We start from the raw sequence: 13,251 nt of genomic DNA, 5'->3' as shown, positions 1-13,251 counted from the left end.
GCTAGCGCGTGGCACCGACCGGCTGTTCGGAATTTCCGCGCACCACGGCGGTGGCGCCCGGTACCCGCAGGTGGCGGCGGCCCGCCACGGCGATCAGCAGGGCGAGCGCGGCGGCGCCGGCGGGCAGCCAGTAGCCGGCGCCGGGCCCGGCGTGCTCGGCGACCGCCCCGGCAAGGGCCGCGCCGGCCGAGATGCCGACCACGATGCCGGACACCGCGACCGCCATACCCTCGTTCAACTGCCGCTGCGGCATTAGCTCCTGGATCAGCGTCATGCCGGTGACCATGGTCGGCGCGGTGCCCGTCCCGGCCGCGAACAGCGCGGCGCCGAGCAGCGGCAGCCCCGCCCCGCCCACCCCGGCGGCCAGCGGCAGGAGCAGCAGGACGGCCATCGCCGAGACACCGAGCAGGAAGCGGACCCCCGGCGCCCGCCGGGGCCGCAGCAGGCCGAAGACCAGCCCGGCCACGCAGGACCCGCCCGCGACCAGACCCAGCAGCCCGCCCGCCACCGGCTTCTGGCCGAGCGAGTCGGCGTAGGCCACGGTGGTCAGCTCCATCGAGCCGAAGACCACGCCGGTGGCGAGGAAGGTCAGCAGCAGCACCCGCAGCCCCGGCACCCGCAGCGGGGAGCCCTGGCGGGCACCGGCCGGATGCCCGGCGAGCGGGGGTTCGGTCCGGCGCTGGGCGGCGAAGAGCAGGGCGCCGGCGGAGCCGATCACCCCCGCGGTGATCATCCCGGCCTCCGGCGCGACCGTGGTGCAGAGCACCATCGCGAGCACCGGCGCGGCCATGAAGCAGAGTTCGTCCAGCGCCTGTTCGAAGGAGTTGGCGAGGTGCCGGGCGGCCGGGTCGGCCCGGTACAGGTGCGCCCAGCGGGCCCGCGCCATGCCGCCCAGGTTCGGTGCCGCCGCACACGCCGCCCAGCAGGCGTAGAGGGTCCAGTCGGGTGCGCCGGCGCGGACGCAGAGCAGCAGGCCGGCGAACGGCACGGCGTTGTACAGCGTGGCCGGGACGGTGACGCGCGCCTGCCCGTACCGGTCGACCAGGCGGCCGATCAGCGGCATGCCGATCGCCCCGGTGGCCAGACCGGCCGCCGAGACGGTGCCCGCCAGCGCGTACGAGCCACGCCGTTCGGAGAGCAGCACCACCAGCGAGACGCCGGTCATCGACATCGAGAGCCGGGCGAGGAGCCCGGCGAGGGTGAACGCGGCGGTGCCGGGCAGGGCGAAGAGCCGTCGGTAGGAGGCGAGCACGGTACTCCGAAACAGAGGGGGGAGGGTTGCTCCCAGCCTCACGCGCCCGCCCGGCAGCGGTCCAACACCTGTTTCGCCGTACTGACAACACGATGTTGTTAATCTGCCGCCATGCCCTCCGACCTGCACCCCCGCCTGCTCCGAGGCTTCGTCGCGACCGCCGAGACCCTGCACTTCGGGCGGGCCGCCGAACGCCTGCACGTCGCGCAGCAGGCGCTCAGCCGGGACGTCCGCGCACTGGAGAGACTGCTCGGCGACGCGCTCTTCACCCGGACCACCCGCAGCGTCGAACTCACGGGGGCCGGGCTGCGGTTGCTGCCCAAGGCGCGGCAACTCCTGGCACTGCACGACGAGATCGTGACGGCCGCCGAGCACCGCCCGCTGCTGCTGGACGTCAACAGCAACGTCACCGGCCCCGATCTGACCTCGGACCGGCTGCTCGGACCGGCCCGCGCCGCCTGGCCGGAGGGCGACATCCTGGCCCGCTACCTCGGCGGTCTCGCGGCCGCGGCCGAGGAACTGCTCGCCCACCGGCTCGACGCGTCGCTCGGCCGCTTCGCCGGCCTGGACGCCCGGGTACGGGGCCAACTCGCCCAGACACCGGTGCGACTGGAGCGGGTCTCGGTGATGATGGCGGCCGCCCATCCGCTGGCCGGCCGACCGGTGCTGCGCCTCGCGGAGCTGGCCGGGCACCCCGTGGACATCTGCGCCGGCAACCCGGCCACCACCGAATGGGCCGACCTCGGCATCCGGCTGCTGCGCGAGCACGGGCTGACGGCGGCCGCGCCGTACGTCCCGCCGGTCGGGGTGGACGAGACCGCCCGCTACCTCACCCGGCACGGCGACCCGATGCTGACCACCACCAGCGGGCCGCTGCTCCCGGGCGTGGTGAACGTGCCGCTGGTGGACCCGGTGCCGCTCAGCCTGGTCAGCCTCGTGCACCGCCCGGGCCTGCGGCACCCCGGGCTCACGGCCCTGCGGACGGTGGCCGGCGAACTCGGCGGACGGGAGGGGTGGTTGCGGCGCCCGGCGGGCAGCTGGCTGCCGGCGGCCGACGTGGCGCTGCTGGAGGCGGTCGCAGCGCGGTCGCGGACGTAGTGCGGTCCGGCGGGGCGGGTCCTGGCCCGGTGCGGCGGGTTCGGTCGGGTGCGGCGGGCCCGCTCGGGTGCGGGGGTTCGACGGCGTGGCCGGTCAGGTGCGGGGGTTCGACGGCGTGGCCGGTCAGGCACGCGGGTCCGACGGCATGACCGGTCCCGGCCCGTCCGGTCTTGGGCGGTCGAATACCGTCGGCCCCGGAATTCGGCGGCCGGCGGCGGTTGTTGTGCCCGGAGACGTCCCCACCCCTGCCGCTCGGGGGTCGGCAGGGGTGGGGCGTGTGCGGGGCGGTCACCGCGGCGACCGCCGGGGTGCAGGGCGGTACAGCTGCCGTGGTCGGCCGGTTCAGGCCGCCTTGACGGCGGAGATGTCGAAGCTGAGCTTGACCTTCTCGCCGATCAGCACGCCGCCGGTCTCCAGCGCGGCGTTGTAGGTGAGGCCCCAGTCGGTGCGGTCCAGCACGGCCGAACCCTCGAACCCGACCCGCTCCGCGCCGTACGCGTCGGTGGCGCTGCCGGTGTAGTCGAGGTCCAGCGCGATCGGGCGGGTGGTGCCCTTGATCGTGAGCTCGCCGTTCATCCGGTACGAGTCGCCGCGCAGGCGCTCGGCGGAGATGCTGCGGAAGCGGATCTCCGGGTAGGTGTCGGCGGCGAAGAAGTCGCCGGTACGGAGGTGCTCGTCGCGCTGGGCCTGGTTGGTGTCGATGCTCGCGACCTTGATCACCAGCTCGGCGCTGGAGTTGCCCGGAGTGGTGCCGTCCAGGTGCAGCTTGCCGTCGTACTCGGTGAAGCGGCCCTTGACGTTGGTCACCATGGCGTGGCGGACCGAGAAGCTGACCTCGCTGTGGGTGGTGTCGATGGCCCAGTCGCCGGTGAGGTGACCCAGGTCCGGGCCGGCGGGGGTCTCGACGGTGGTGGTGGCAGCGGTCTTGGTGCGGTTGAAAAGGCCCATGGCTCCTCCTCGGGTTCGAAGCCAGTTGTTTAGGCTTCAACTTGTTGACTCCACTGTAGGACGGTTTCGTTCAAAGTTCAACCATGATGTGCGGCGAGTTTCCGCGGGCGGGTCTTCGCGGGGTGGCCCTCGCTGGTCGGCCCTCGCTGGTCGGCCCTCGTCGGGGGTCTCCGCCGCCCGGTCTCCGTCGGCCGGATTCCGGGGCCCGGTACGGTCGACCCCGGTCCGGCCGCGCGGCTTGACCCTCGACCTGGTCGAGGCCCCAGAGTCCCAGGCATGGAGAGCGACCTGCGCAGCATCGGCGAACTGGCCCGCGACAGCGGCCTCGGCGTCAGCGCGCTGCGCTTCTACGACGGCGCCGACGTCCTCACCCCCGCCTGGGTCGACCCGCAGACCGGCTACCGCTGGTACGCGCCCGGTCAGCTGGCCGACGCGCGGCTGCTCTGCCGGTTGCGGCGGGTGGGCCTTCCGCTGGCCGGCATCCGGGAGGTGCTCGGCGCCGCCCCCGGCGACGGCACCGCCCACCGGGTGCTCGACGCGCACCTGCGGCGGCTGGAGGACGGCCTCGCCGACGTCCGCCGGGAGCTCTCCCTGATCCGTGCCTTGATCGACCAGAGGGAGAATCCCGTGACCACCGCCCCCGCCGCGTACGGCTTCACCGTCCCTGCCCACGAGCTGGCCGCCGCTCTGGACGCGGTCCGCTTCGCGGTCGGAAGCGACCCCGAAGTGCCCATGCTGTCGGGCGTGTTGTTCGACCTGGACGGCGGGCTGCTGCGACTGGTCGCCACCGACCGGTACCGGATGGCGCTGGCCGAACTGCCGGTGCCGTCGGCGACCCCGCCGGTGCCGTCGGCGACCCCGCCGGCGTCGCCGGCTTCTCCGCCGGTGCCGGGCTCCTCGGCTGCCGCGATCGTGCCGACCGCCCTGGTGGACGCCGTCCGCGCCCTGCTCGGCTCGGGCGCCGAGGAGGCGGAACTGACCCTGGGCGGCGGGCGGTTCGGGGTCTCGACCGGCGGCCACCGGATCGAGGGCGCCACCCTCGACCACGACTACCCCGACTACCGCTCGCTGGTCCGGCTCGACCCCGTCCACCGCGTCGGCCTGCCCGCTGCCGAGCTGCGCGGAGCCGTCGAGTCCGGCGACACCCGCAGCCTGCCGTCCGGTCCGCACGGCGCCGCCTGTGAGGTCACCGTGCTCGCCCTCGACGGGGACGGGCGGCTCACCGTCGCCGCCGACGGCACGGAGCCGGCCGCCGGCGACGTCCGGGTGGCGGTCAACCGCGACTTCCTCCTCGACGCCCTCCAGGCCGGCGGCCCCGAGCAGCTCGTCCTCGAAATCGGCGGCCCGATCGCCCCGTTGGCCATTCGCACGGCCGGGCGCGACGGAACGTTCTCGATCCTGATGCCGATCCGGGTCCCCGAGCTCGCCTGAACGTCCGACCGCCGCCCGCCCGGGCGGCGTTCCGTCCGATCGCACAGTCCCCGGCCGGGGCCGGCCCCACTAGCCTCGGCCGGACGGGGGCCACCGACAGTGTCCCGTCTCAGTGAAGGTGAACCATGCTGAAGCCATGACCAGCGATGGTTCAGATTGAGTGAGACGCGGCACCGGCCGTTGTCTCAGTCAATCTGACACCTGAGGGTCCTGGGTCTCGCGTTCGGCGGTGCGATTCAATGCCTGGATGGTGAACTGGGCAGAGGTGTACGACTGTCGCTTCGACACCGATCGCGTCCCCGAGCTCTTGGAGCGCGTGGAGAGTGAGGACGACGCCGATACGTGGAAGGAACTGGGGTACCGGCTGGTCCTCGAACATGACTTGGTGTCGGCTGCCAGCTTCGTGGCGCTGCCGCGCCTTGTGCGCCTCGCGTCCGGCAGTGCGTCGGCGCGCCGTCTGGCTGGAGAGATCCTCGAACGCGCGGCGGGACACCACGGCTGCGACGATCTGCTCGTGGACTGCGCGGACGCAGTTTCGGAGTTCCGGGAACTGCTGGACAGGTACCTGCAGTCGCGGCCAGCCGACTACCTTGCAGCCTTCCGTGCGCTGCTCGCAGCCGAGGAGCAGTTCCACTGGGCGGCCGTTTTGGGGGACTTCACAGACGACTTCTACCGTGTGGACTGCCCCCATTGCGCTGTGGAGGTGACGATCGCCATCGGTGACTACGGGCGTTACTCAACGGTCCGGGACTGGCACCTGGGAGACGTGAGCCGACGTGACCTGCGCCCGGTGTCCCCAGAGGCTCTTTCCGGCGTCGGCCGGTGGATGTATAGGACTGCTGCCCGCGACGGGGAAGACATGCTCTCCGAGGGGATTGCCCACCTGTTCGGCGATGCGGAGTGTCCGAGCTGTGCCTGCGTGTTCAACGTTGCGGATGAATACACCTCCGCCAACCGCCCGGTTCTGAGGTAGGGAGCGCTGCTGGTTCTTTCCGGCGCGATGCCAGGGAGTGCTAGCATCCAGCACCATTTCGGACAGAACGAGAGTGCACCCACCATGTCGACGCTGAGCGCGCGGAATGCCCTGATATTCGGTTTGTGTCTCTCGGTTCCGATCTCGGCGGCCATTCTGATCGCGGGAGGCAGGGCCGACGGTCCCAGCCCGACCTCGGTAGCGGCGTCGGCTTCGCCAACTCCCATGGCGCCGACCTTCCCTACCGCCACCGCCACGGTCACCGTGACCGCCACGGCGACCGTGAAGGTAACTGAGCAAGCGGCCCATGCTCCGGTGTCGACTGCGTCAGCGGCGCCGACCCGTAACCCGCAGGGGACGGTAGATATCTCCAACTGGCAGAACGACATCGAGTACAACGATTCTTGCGCCAAGCTCGATGTCACCGTCTCCAACCGTTCTGACACCGCTGTTGATGAGATCACCCTCTATAGCAAAGGGGAGGATGGAGGAGGAGCGGAGATCGCGCTTCCTCCGATGACCTTCTCAGCCGGTATCGCGCCATTCGCAGACCGTCGCTTCTCTCTGAAGATCTGCGACAAGAGGATGGCAGATAAGAAGTACGGGCCAGCAGCAATTCCGACGCGTATTACCTGGACGTGGATGGGCTCGTAGAGCTTGGACTTCCACTTTGACTGAATACTCCCCAAGGCGCGATCAGATTCGACACCCGGCGGGGCAGCGCATTCCGTCTTCAGGCGGCGTGAGATGGATCGAGGTCGACTGCTTCCGCGTTTCTCAGCAGCTTCGCGAAGGTGTCTATCCGTTTGACGAGATTGACCAAGGCGTCACGCAGCCAGGGCCCGGTGGTGGAGCGCGGCTGGTAGTCGAGCGGGATGAGGCGTTCGAACTCGGCTGGGATCCGCTCCCTGGCCTGGTCGGGCGAGGACCGCGTTAATCCACGGAGGGCCGGCGAGAACGCCAACGTCATGAGCTTGGCGATCTGCGGGTAGCGAGAGGCTCTCCGGAACCGGTAGTGGCGATCGGAGTGGACTGGGACGGCGTGACGTGGAGGATCCATGTGGTTGGCCTCGCAGAGACGGTTCAGTAGTTCGTCGGCCTCAGCGCGGACAAGGGCCCGTCGGTCCAGGTCGCCGAAGAAGCCGTGGCACCACTCGTAGCAATCGGCGACGAGCAGCTCTCCGTATTTCTTTTCCAGTCGGTTGACGACGCGTTGGGCATGGACGACCTCGGGAACAGGGGTGAGGTCGATCTGCTGGTCGATGACGGCGACGCCGTCCTTGAGCCATATACCGTGGTGGAGGCAGACGTTGTCGTAAGGGGCACGGAGGTAGACGTGGACCTCCTTCCTGCCGCCGGCCCGCCAGACACAGCAGCGGCAGGCGAAACGGGTGTTGGCCAGTTCAACGCGAAGGCGTGGTGCGATCTGCGGATCGTACTTCCGTAGCTCCGGGATGGCCCAGACCAGGCTGGTGCGGGGCTGGCTGGTGAGGATCTCCAGCAGTTCCAGCTCGTTGAGCCTGCAACGCAGCCAGCGGGAGGGGGAACGGAGGAACGTGGTGGTGGTGCGGTTCGCCGAGGCGAGGCGGCTGAAGTAGGAGTTCAGGGTCTCATTGGGGAAGGGCGTGACCGTGATGGGCAGGGGCTGGACGAGGACCGGAGTGAACGGCAACGAGGCGGTCAGCCTGGGGCCGGTGGGCTGACTCATCCGGCGTGCCCGTCCGCGGCGTTGCGGTAGGAGCGCTCGCTGGCGTGGTCGACGCGGATGGCGTTCAGCTGGCGGCGCGTGATGCGCTCGCTGCCGTCCAGGATGGCGGAGATGGCGGCTGCCCGGACCAGGTGGGAGAGGCTGCCAATCATGCCGCCGGTGCGCTGGTGGAGGTATTTCGACAGCTCCGCCAGTGTCCCGGGCTTGTAGTGGTGCAGCCGGAGTGTGGCCTCCATCGTGGCCACCAGGCCCTCCCATTCGGCGTTCAGCGGGAAGGGGCCAGTGTGCAGGAGCGTGCAGCGGCCAGCGAGCTGGTCGCCGCGGATCCCGGTGAACAGGCCGGAGTGCTCGACGTCGATGCCGGCGTAGACGAAGGTGGCGGGCAGGTGCTCGGTGAAGTACTTGAGGTGGTCTGACAGTTCCTCGCCCGCGGTGGTCGCGAGGTTCATCAGGTGGATCTCGTCGACGAGTACAAGTTCCGTGCGGGCCTCGATGAGGACCTGGCAGACGGCGCTGGTGATGTCGGCGGTGTTGTGGTGCCGGCTGATCGTCGGCAGCCCCAGGAAACGGGCGAACTCCACCGCGAGTTTGCGTGGCGACCCCTTGGGCGGTGCGGTGACGTAGACGACTGGGATCCGCCGCCCGTCGGGATAGCGCTGTCGGACCCGCAGTTCGTGCAGGCGGCCGAGCTGCTTGAGCGCGGTGGTCTTCCCGGTGGTCCGCAGGCCGGAGATGATCAGGCCGCGGCGGGCGCCTTCCTCGCGACGGTTGAGCAGGGTCAGCAGACGCCCCTGATGGGCGACGGCCTTGACGGTGGAGGTGCGGACGACTTGGAGTTCGGAGTGGTAGTCGATGCGGGCCTCGTCGTAGTCGGCGCGCTGGTCGTCGTCCATGGCCTCCCACCGGTCCGGCTCGGCGAGGTGGAAGGTCGCCGGGTCCTTCTCGACGAACCGCCGCCAGCCGGTCAGAGTGGTGGGCGGTTCGATGCGCTCGTCGCCGCGCGGAGCCGGGCTGTCCTCGGAAGGCTGGCTCACCATCGTCGTTTCGCCTCCTCACGGGCGTCGAAGATGCCCAACGGCACCACCTCGGCCAGCTTCTCGTTCGTGTCGCGGTTCTCGGCCGATTGGGGAGCTGGCTCCGGCCGGAGCTCGGGACGCGGCCAGGCGGCCGTGCTGGTGGCCCGGGTGCGGGCGGCGACTTTGCGGTCCCGGCGTTCGGCGGCACCGCCCTTGCCGTGGCGGGCGCGGGCCGGCGGGTTCTGCGGTCCGTCGGCTGCCCGGTCGAGCAGCTCGACTGCGGCCTGGGCGACCTCGTCCTCGTTGGGCTTGCGCTGGTGGCGCTCGCTGAGCACCTGGTGGGCGCGGTCCCAGACGAGCTCGCCCATCGGGACCGGGGCGGTGCGAAGGTGGCGCCAGGTCGCGGTGATCCAGCCGGTGCCGCGGTGGTTGCGTACCCAGACGCAGGAGATGTCGTAGGGGTCGTAGTGCACCTGCCAGCGGCGCCCGTCCGGCCCGGCGCCCGAGGGCTGTCGGATGAATGCGGGCGAGTCGTAGGTGCGGTTGTTGATGCGCACGCCTGTCGGGCCGACGACCCGCCACTCGTAGGGCATCAGCTGGATGTACTCGTCGGTGCTGAGCGGGACCGGGACGTATCCGGCCGCCGACACCAGTGCGGCGTACTTCTCGTTCGGGCTCAGCGGACGGCCAGCCATCAGGGGGTCACGCAGCCCGTCGTGCGGGCGATGCTGCCACTTCGCGGCAACCCATTCCTGGAGCATTTCCTGGAGCGCGTGGATGGACCACACTGCCTCGGCGGCGGGGTCCTTGCCGCGCATCTCGACGCAGCGGCCCTTGTGGCCGGCGACGTACTGGGCGAACATCGTCGCCACCGAGCCGAGGGTGCGTTCGATGTGGGGGCGGTCGGTCGGGGTATCGGGATGGGCGAGCTGGAACGAGATCCCCAGTGACCGGCATGCCTGGCGGAAGGTGTCGGAGAGGAACGCCTTCCCGTGGTCGCTGACCACCGTCTCGGGCACGATCACCGGGACCGCCGCGGCCTTGGCCAGGCGCTCGTCCAGCGGAAGCAGCGAGGAGTGCGGCAGCACCGAGCGCGACATCCGCAGGGCGTCCGCCCACCCGGGCCGCATCGGCTCCGGCGTCATCGCCCGCGCCAGCAGCAGCGCGGCGTCCACCGCCTTGGTCGAAGGCCGCAGCACCACCGCGGCCAGCGTCCTGGTTGCCAGGTCCACCAGTCCTGTCAGCTCGCACGTGTCCACCTCGCCGTCGTCGTGGACGACCAGCACGTCCAGCGGCGTGGAGTCGATCTCCATCACCTCCCCCGGGCGTGCGGCGGTCAGCTGGCCGAACATCCGCTCCGGCCGCTTGGCCAGCGAACGGCGGGTGCGGGCGGATCCGAGGGTGTGCCGACCCGTCGAAACCGCCTCCAGTAGTCGGTAGAACGTCGCCCGCGAGGGCATCGGGACCGCACCGTCACCGTGCTCCGCCACGATCGCCCGCTCGACCCGGCGTTGCAGCACCTGCCCGGACACCGTGGACCGTTCCGTCTGGGCGGCAACCACCTTCTCGATCGCGGCCACCACCCGGGGATCGGCCCGCCCGGTCGCGGTGGACGGCTTGCGCAGCCGACCGTCCACCAAACCGGCGACTCCCTCGCGCTCGAACCGCTTGCGCATCCTGCGCAGGGTGCTCAAGACCATCTCCTCGCCGGCGGCCAGGAGTTCGGCGTGCTTGACCAGCTCGCGCTGCCGCAGCGAGCATGCAGCCGGGTCGTACTCTGCGCGGATCGGCCCGCGCGGATCACCTTCCTGATGCCCGGTCAGCATCTCGACCAGGTGGCGCTGCCACCACTCAGCCCTCCTGACCACCGCGTCCGGCAGCCCGTCCAGCACATCGGCGGCAGGCAGCAGAGGACGCACCGGTCCGGTGCTGAGCACCGCGAATCCGTCCGATGCCAGCAAGTGCGGCAGCAGGACCACGCTCGCGACCTGCCCGTCGTCGACCAGCCGCACTGAGGTGCCGGACAATGCGGCGACCGTGTGCTCGCGGCCGTCGAAGCGGATCCGGTCACCAACCGACAGCAGCTGCGGGCGGGACACCATCGCTCGTCACCACCTTCCGAAGGATGCGGCCCGGGCCCACGGGTGAGGCCCCCGACAGCAGCGCGGTCTCCAGCTCGACCACCAGCTCCTGACGCCACAGGAGGTGGTAGAGCACTGGCAGAACGGCCACGGGATCCCCGATCCTCTGGGCGCCCTCCAACAGGTTGCGTTCGCCGGTGAACGCGGCCCTCAGCAGATCCGCGACGGACTCGCGCATGACCCGCGGATGCCGGTAGCCGGCCAGCCACCGCAGGTTCGCCGCCAACACCGGACTCACGACACCGAGCCGCTGGTAGCCCCAGCCCACCCGGGCGCAAGCCACCGCTGTCGCCGCGAACTTCGCCGCGTCCTCCGGCTCGATCCGCTCGTCCGGACGGACATCGACCACCAAGGCGCTGCCGTCCAGGCGCCGCACGAAGTAGTCCGGCGTGTGCTCGACCCGACGCCGGCGGCCCTCCACCCGCCACGACAACCGGAACGGCTGCGAGACCACTGCGGACACCAGCGGATCAAAGTCCAGCCGCATCAGGTGATCCCGCTCCACCCACGACTCAAAGCCGATATGCACGGCTCCGGTCGCAGCCCAATACCAGCCGGTGAAGTTGCGCTGCCCCTTGAAGGACGAGAAGCCGCGTACCGGCAGCCCATCTTCGAACCGCGCCGGCCACATCACCTCAAGCGGCCCGCGACACATCCTCCCGCGCACATCGGCGTACTCCAGGCAGAAGTCCTCCGCCTCCACCAGCCACCCCCTGCTCGGCGTTGACCTGGCAGAACGACCGTAGGGGACGGGCTAGAGCTCCGGGCCAGGAAGACTGAGACAGATCAGAACTTGGCCGAGGTTGACTGAGACACGTGGCCACTTGGTGCAGATCGACTGAGACTGGCTCACCATCACTGAGACGGGACAGACAGCTTCGAGACGGCCTGGGCGGCGCTCGTGCCCGCTGCCCGCCGGTGCCTGGAACTGGCCCACCGCTCCTGGCTCGACGGCGGACTCCCGGTGGGCGCGGTGCTCACCGGGGCCGACGGCACGGTCGTCACCGAGGGCCGCAACCGCGCGTACGCCCCGCTCTGCTCGGGCCCGCCCCGTCCCGCTCTGCTCGGGCCCGCCCCGCCCCGGCTCGGAACGCGACCCGCACCGTTTGCTGCTGTTAGCACCGTGCTTGCATTTGCAAGCACGGTGGTGCAGCCTGGTCGCATGGCCTCATTGAACGTCGGCTCGCTGGGCGAGTACATCCGCGAGCAGCGGCGGAACGCGCAGTACTCGTTGCGGCAGCTGGCCGAGGCCGCCGGCGTGTCCAACCCGTACCTCAGCCAGATCGAGCGAGGGTTGCGGAAGCCGAGCGCGGAGATCCTCCAGCAGATCGCCAAGGCGCTGCGGATCTCGGCGGAAACGCTGTACGTCCAGGCCGGGATCCTGGAGGAACGGCGGGGCGAGGGCCTGGAGCTGCGGGCCTCGATCCTGGCCGATCCGCTGATCAACGAGCAGCAGAAGCAGGCGCTGCTCGCGGTCTACGACGCCTTCCTCAAGGAGAACGCCGCGCGCCAGGACACGGACGCGGTGCCCGACGACCCCGAGGCCGACGGTCTGACGACCGCCGTCCCGGCAACCTAGACCACGGGAGGACCGGCCATGCCGATCACGGACGAGATCAAGAAGACCCTGAGCGACCCGACCCCGCTCTACGCCCTCGCCGGCGCCGGGGACCTCGCCTACGAGAAGCTGCGGGAGGTCCCGGGCAGGGTCGAGGCGCTGGCCTCGGACCGCAAGGGCACGCAGGAAAAGGCCACCGCCAGGCTCCAGGAGGCGCAGAGCCGGCTGGTGGAGGCGCAGGCGAAGGTCGCGGACACGGTGACCACGCTGCCCGCCGACCTCAAGCTGCTCCAGGACAAGGCGCAGAGCTTCGCGCTCCAGCAGGTCGGCCGCGCCGTCGAGCTGGCGGTGAAGGCCAAGGAGGCGTACGACGAGCTGGCCGAGCGCGGCAAGGGCGTCGTCGACCGTGGCCGCCCCGACGAGGCCGCGCCGGTGACGGCCGAGTCCGCCGCCGTGAAGCCGCTGGAGTCCGAGCCCGAGCCGGTCGACGCCGAGCTGGTCGAGGACGACGAGCCGGCCGGTGAGCCCGCCGCCAAGAAGTCCCCGCGGGCCCGCAAGAGCCCCGAGTAGCCCGGCCGGGTGGTCCCGGACGGGTGGCCGGCGGGCGGCCCGCGGGGCGCCGGGAACGGCCGTGGCCCGGTTGAGCCCGGGCCGTCCGGGGCACATCTGGTGACCCCGGGACGTTGACACGTGGCGGGCCGGTCGCCGTGCCACGATGGGCGTGCGGCCGGGACGCCGGAGCCGAGACGCAAGAGGAGAGCGCGATGGGCGGAGTGGCTCAGATCCTGGTCCTGGACTATCTGAACCCGTTCTGGTGGCTGGCCGTCGCCATCCTGGGCTTCAAGCTGTTCGCCCTGGTCGACGCGGCCGCCCGCCCGGAGGACGCGTACCGGGCGGCGGACAAGAAGACCAAGGGCTTCTGGGTGGCGGTCCTGGGGGTCGCGTTCGGGCTGGACCTGCTGTTCGGGGCGAAGTTCCTGACCAGCTTCCTCACCCTGGGGGGCCTCGTCGCGGCGATCGTCTACATGGTCGACGTGCGCCCGGCGATCCGGGAGCTGACCGGCCGGGGAGGCGACCGGGACGACCGGCGCAACATGGGCCCGTACGGCCCCTGGTAGACGACGGG

13 protein-coding genes are annotated in these 13,251 nt (G+C 70.9%); 7 read left to right on the top strand and 6 right to left on the bottom strand.

Features of this window, described 5'->3' with window-relative positions:
* Position 1: 1 nt before the first annotated feature.
* A complete protein-coding gene (locus J5Y04_RS21560; RefSeq protein ID WP_307853229.1) occupies positions 2–1,252 on the bottom strand; it encodes an MFS transporter in 1,251 nt (416 codons plus the stop codon).
* A 111-nt stretch (positions 1,253–1,363) separates the two neighbouring features.
* Here J5Y04_RS21560 and J5Y04_RS21555 point away from each other — a divergent pair, with 111 nt between their 5' ends.
* Entirely contained in the window at positions 1,364–2,350 is a 987-nt protein-coding gene (locus J5Y04_RS21555) for a LysR family transcriptional regulator (protein ID WP_209413711.1), read from the top strand.
* A 342-nt stretch (positions 2,351–2,692) separates the two neighbouring features.
* Here the strand turns inward: J5Y04_RS21555 and J5Y04_RS21550 are convergent, their stop codons facing one another.
* Complete coding sequence (locus J5Y04_RS21550; RefSeq protein WP_209413710.1) at positions 2,693–3,298, bottom strand: YceI family protein; 606 nt, start codon at positions 3,296–3,298, stop codon at positions 2,693–2,695.
* Positions 3,299–3,574: 276 nt separating this feature from the next.
* Here J5Y04_RS21550 and J5Y04_RS21545 point away from each other — a divergent pair, with 276 nt between their 5' ends.
* From J5Y04_RS21545 to J5Y04_RS21535, 3 genes are all read left to right on the top strand, one after another.
* Positions 3,575–4,729 (top strand): MerR family transcriptional regulator, encoded by a 1,155-nt coding sequence (locus J5Y04_RS21545; RefSeq protein WP_209413709.1) that lies wholly within the window; start codon positions 3,575–3,577, stop codon positions 4,727–4,729.
* Positions 4,730–4,976: 247 nt separating this feature from the next.
* The gene (locus tag J5Y04_RS21540; RefSeq protein WP_209413708.1) at positions 4,977–5,702 is read left to right on the top strand and encodes a hypothetical protein; all 726 of its coding nucleotides are present in this window, start codon (positions 4,977–4,979) and stop codon (positions 5,700–5,702) included.
* An 84-nt stretch (positions 5,703–5,786) separates the two neighbouring features.
* Positions 5,787–6,356 (top strand): hypothetical protein, encoded by a 570-nt coding sequence (locus J5Y04_RS21535; RefSeq protein WP_209413707.1) that lies wholly within the window; start codon positions 5,787–5,789, stop codon positions 6,354–6,356.
* Between the two features lie 79 nt (positions 6,357–6,435).
* Here J5Y04_RS21535 and J5Y04_RS21530 read toward each other — a convergent pair whose 3' ends face one another.
* From J5Y04_RS21530 to J5Y04_RS21515, 4 genes are read right to left on the bottom strand one after another with little or no spacing between them, the layout of a single operon-like run.
* The gene (locus tag J5Y04_RS21530) at positions 6,436–7,410 is read right to left on the bottom strand and encodes a TniQ family protein (protein ID WP_209413706.1); all 975 of its coding nucleotides are present in this window, start codon (positions 7,408–7,410) and stop codon (positions 6,436–6,438) included.
* Positions 7,407–8,447, bottom strand: coding sequence for an ATP-binding protein (locus J5Y04_RS21525; RefSeq protein WP_209413705.1), 1,041 nt, complete (start codon positions 8,445–8,447; stop codon positions 7,407–7,409). The genes J5Y04_RS21530 and J5Y04_RS21525 overlap by 4 nt, the downstream gene beginning before the upstream one ends.
* A complete protein-coding gene (locus tag J5Y04_RS21520) occupies positions 8,441–10,528 on the bottom strand; it encodes a Mu transposase C-terminal domain-containing protein (protein ID WP_209413704.1) in 2,088 nt (695 codons plus the stop codon). The genes J5Y04_RS21525 and J5Y04_RS21520 overlap by 7 nt, the downstream gene beginning before the upstream one ends.
* Entirely contained in the window at positions 10,494–11,270 is a 777-nt protein-coding gene (locus J5Y04_RS21515) for a TnsA-like heteromeric transposase endonuclease subunit (RefSeq protein WP_209413703.1), read from the bottom strand. Before J5Y04_RS21515 ends, J5Y04_RS21520 begins: the two co-directional genes overlap by 35 nt.
* A gap of 459 nt (positions 11,271–11,729) precedes the next feature.
* Here J5Y04_RS21515 and J5Y04_RS21510 point away from each other — a divergent pair, with 459 nt between their 5' ends.
* From J5Y04_RS21510 to J5Y04_RS21500, 3 genes are all read left to right on the top strand, one after another.
* Positions 11,730–12,146: a helix-turn-helix domain-containing protein gene (locus tag J5Y04_RS21510; protein WP_209413702.1), complete on the top strand. Its 417-nt coding sequence runs from the start codon at positions 11,730–11,732 to the stop codon at positions 12,144–12,146.
* Between the two features lie 18 nt (positions 12,147–12,164).
* Positions 12,165–12,695: a hypothetical protein gene (locus tag J5Y04_RS21505; RefSeq protein ID WP_209413701.1), complete on the top strand. Its 531-nt coding sequence runs from the start codon at positions 12,165–12,167 to the stop codon at positions 12,693–12,695.
* A 194-nt stretch (positions 12,696–12,889) separates the two neighbouring features.
* A complete protein-coding gene (locus tag J5Y04_RS21500) occupies positions 12,890–13,243 on the top strand; it encodes a DUF2516 family protein (protein WP_209413700.1) in 354 nt (117 codons plus the stop codon).
* Positions 13,244–13,251 lie beyond the last annotated feature (8 nt).

Origin of the sequence: Kitasatospora sp. RG8, from assembly GCF_017813315.1 — a bacterium.
In the GTDB taxonomy this organism is placed as follows: domain Bacteria; phylum Actinomycetota; class Actinomycetes; order Streptomycetales; family Streptomycetaceae; genus Kitasatospora.
The sequence above is the reverse complement of the archived record's forward strand: the minus strand, read 5'-3'. Positions and strand labels throughout refer to the sequence as shown.

Coding starts and splice junctions, on each gene's coding strand:
- J5Y04_RS21530 (WP_209413706.1), bottom strand. CDS start 7,410: ATGAGTCAGCCCACCGGCCCCAGGCTGACCGCCTCGTTGCCGTTCACT.
- J5Y04_RS21520 (WP_209413704.1), bottom strand. CDS start 10,528: ATGGTGTCCCGCCCGCAGCTGCTGTCGGTTGGTGACCGGATCCGCTTC.
- J5Y04_RS21540 (WP_209413708.1), top strand. CDS start 4,977: ATGGTGAACTGGGCAGAGGTGTACGACTGTCGCTTCGACACCGATCGC.
- J5Y04_RS21505 (WP_209413701.1), top strand. CDS start 12,165: ATGCCGATCACGGACGAGATCAAGAAGACCCTGAGCGACCCGACCCCG.
- J5Y04_RS21500 (WP_209413700.1), top strand. CDS start 12,890: ATGGGCGGAGTGGCTCAGATCCTGGTCCTGGACTATCTGAACCCGTTC.
- J5Y04_RS21525 (WP_209413705.1), bottom strand. CDS start 8,447: ATGGTGAGCCAGCCTTCCGAGGACAGCCCGGCTCCGCGCGGCGACGAG.
- J5Y04_RS21535 (WP_209413707.1), top strand. CDS start 5,787: ATGTCGACGCTGAGCGCGCGGAATGCCCTGATATTCGGTTTGTGTCTC.
- J5Y04_RS21510 (WP_209413702.1), top strand. CDS start 11,730: ATGGCCTCATTGAACGTCGGCTCGCTGGGCGAGTACATCCGCGAGCAG.
- J5Y04_RS21550 (WP_209413710.1), bottom strand. CDS start 3,298: ATGGGCCTTTTCAACCGCACCAAGACCGCTGCCACCACCACCGTCGAG.
- J5Y04_RS21555 (WP_209413711.1), top strand. CDS start 1,364: ATGCCCTCCGACCTGCACCCCCGCCTGCTCCGAGGCTTCGTCGCGACC.
- J5Y04_RS21545 (WP_209413709.1), top strand. CDS start 3,575: ATGGAGAGCGACCTGCGCAGCATCGGCGAACTGGCCCGCGACAGCGGC.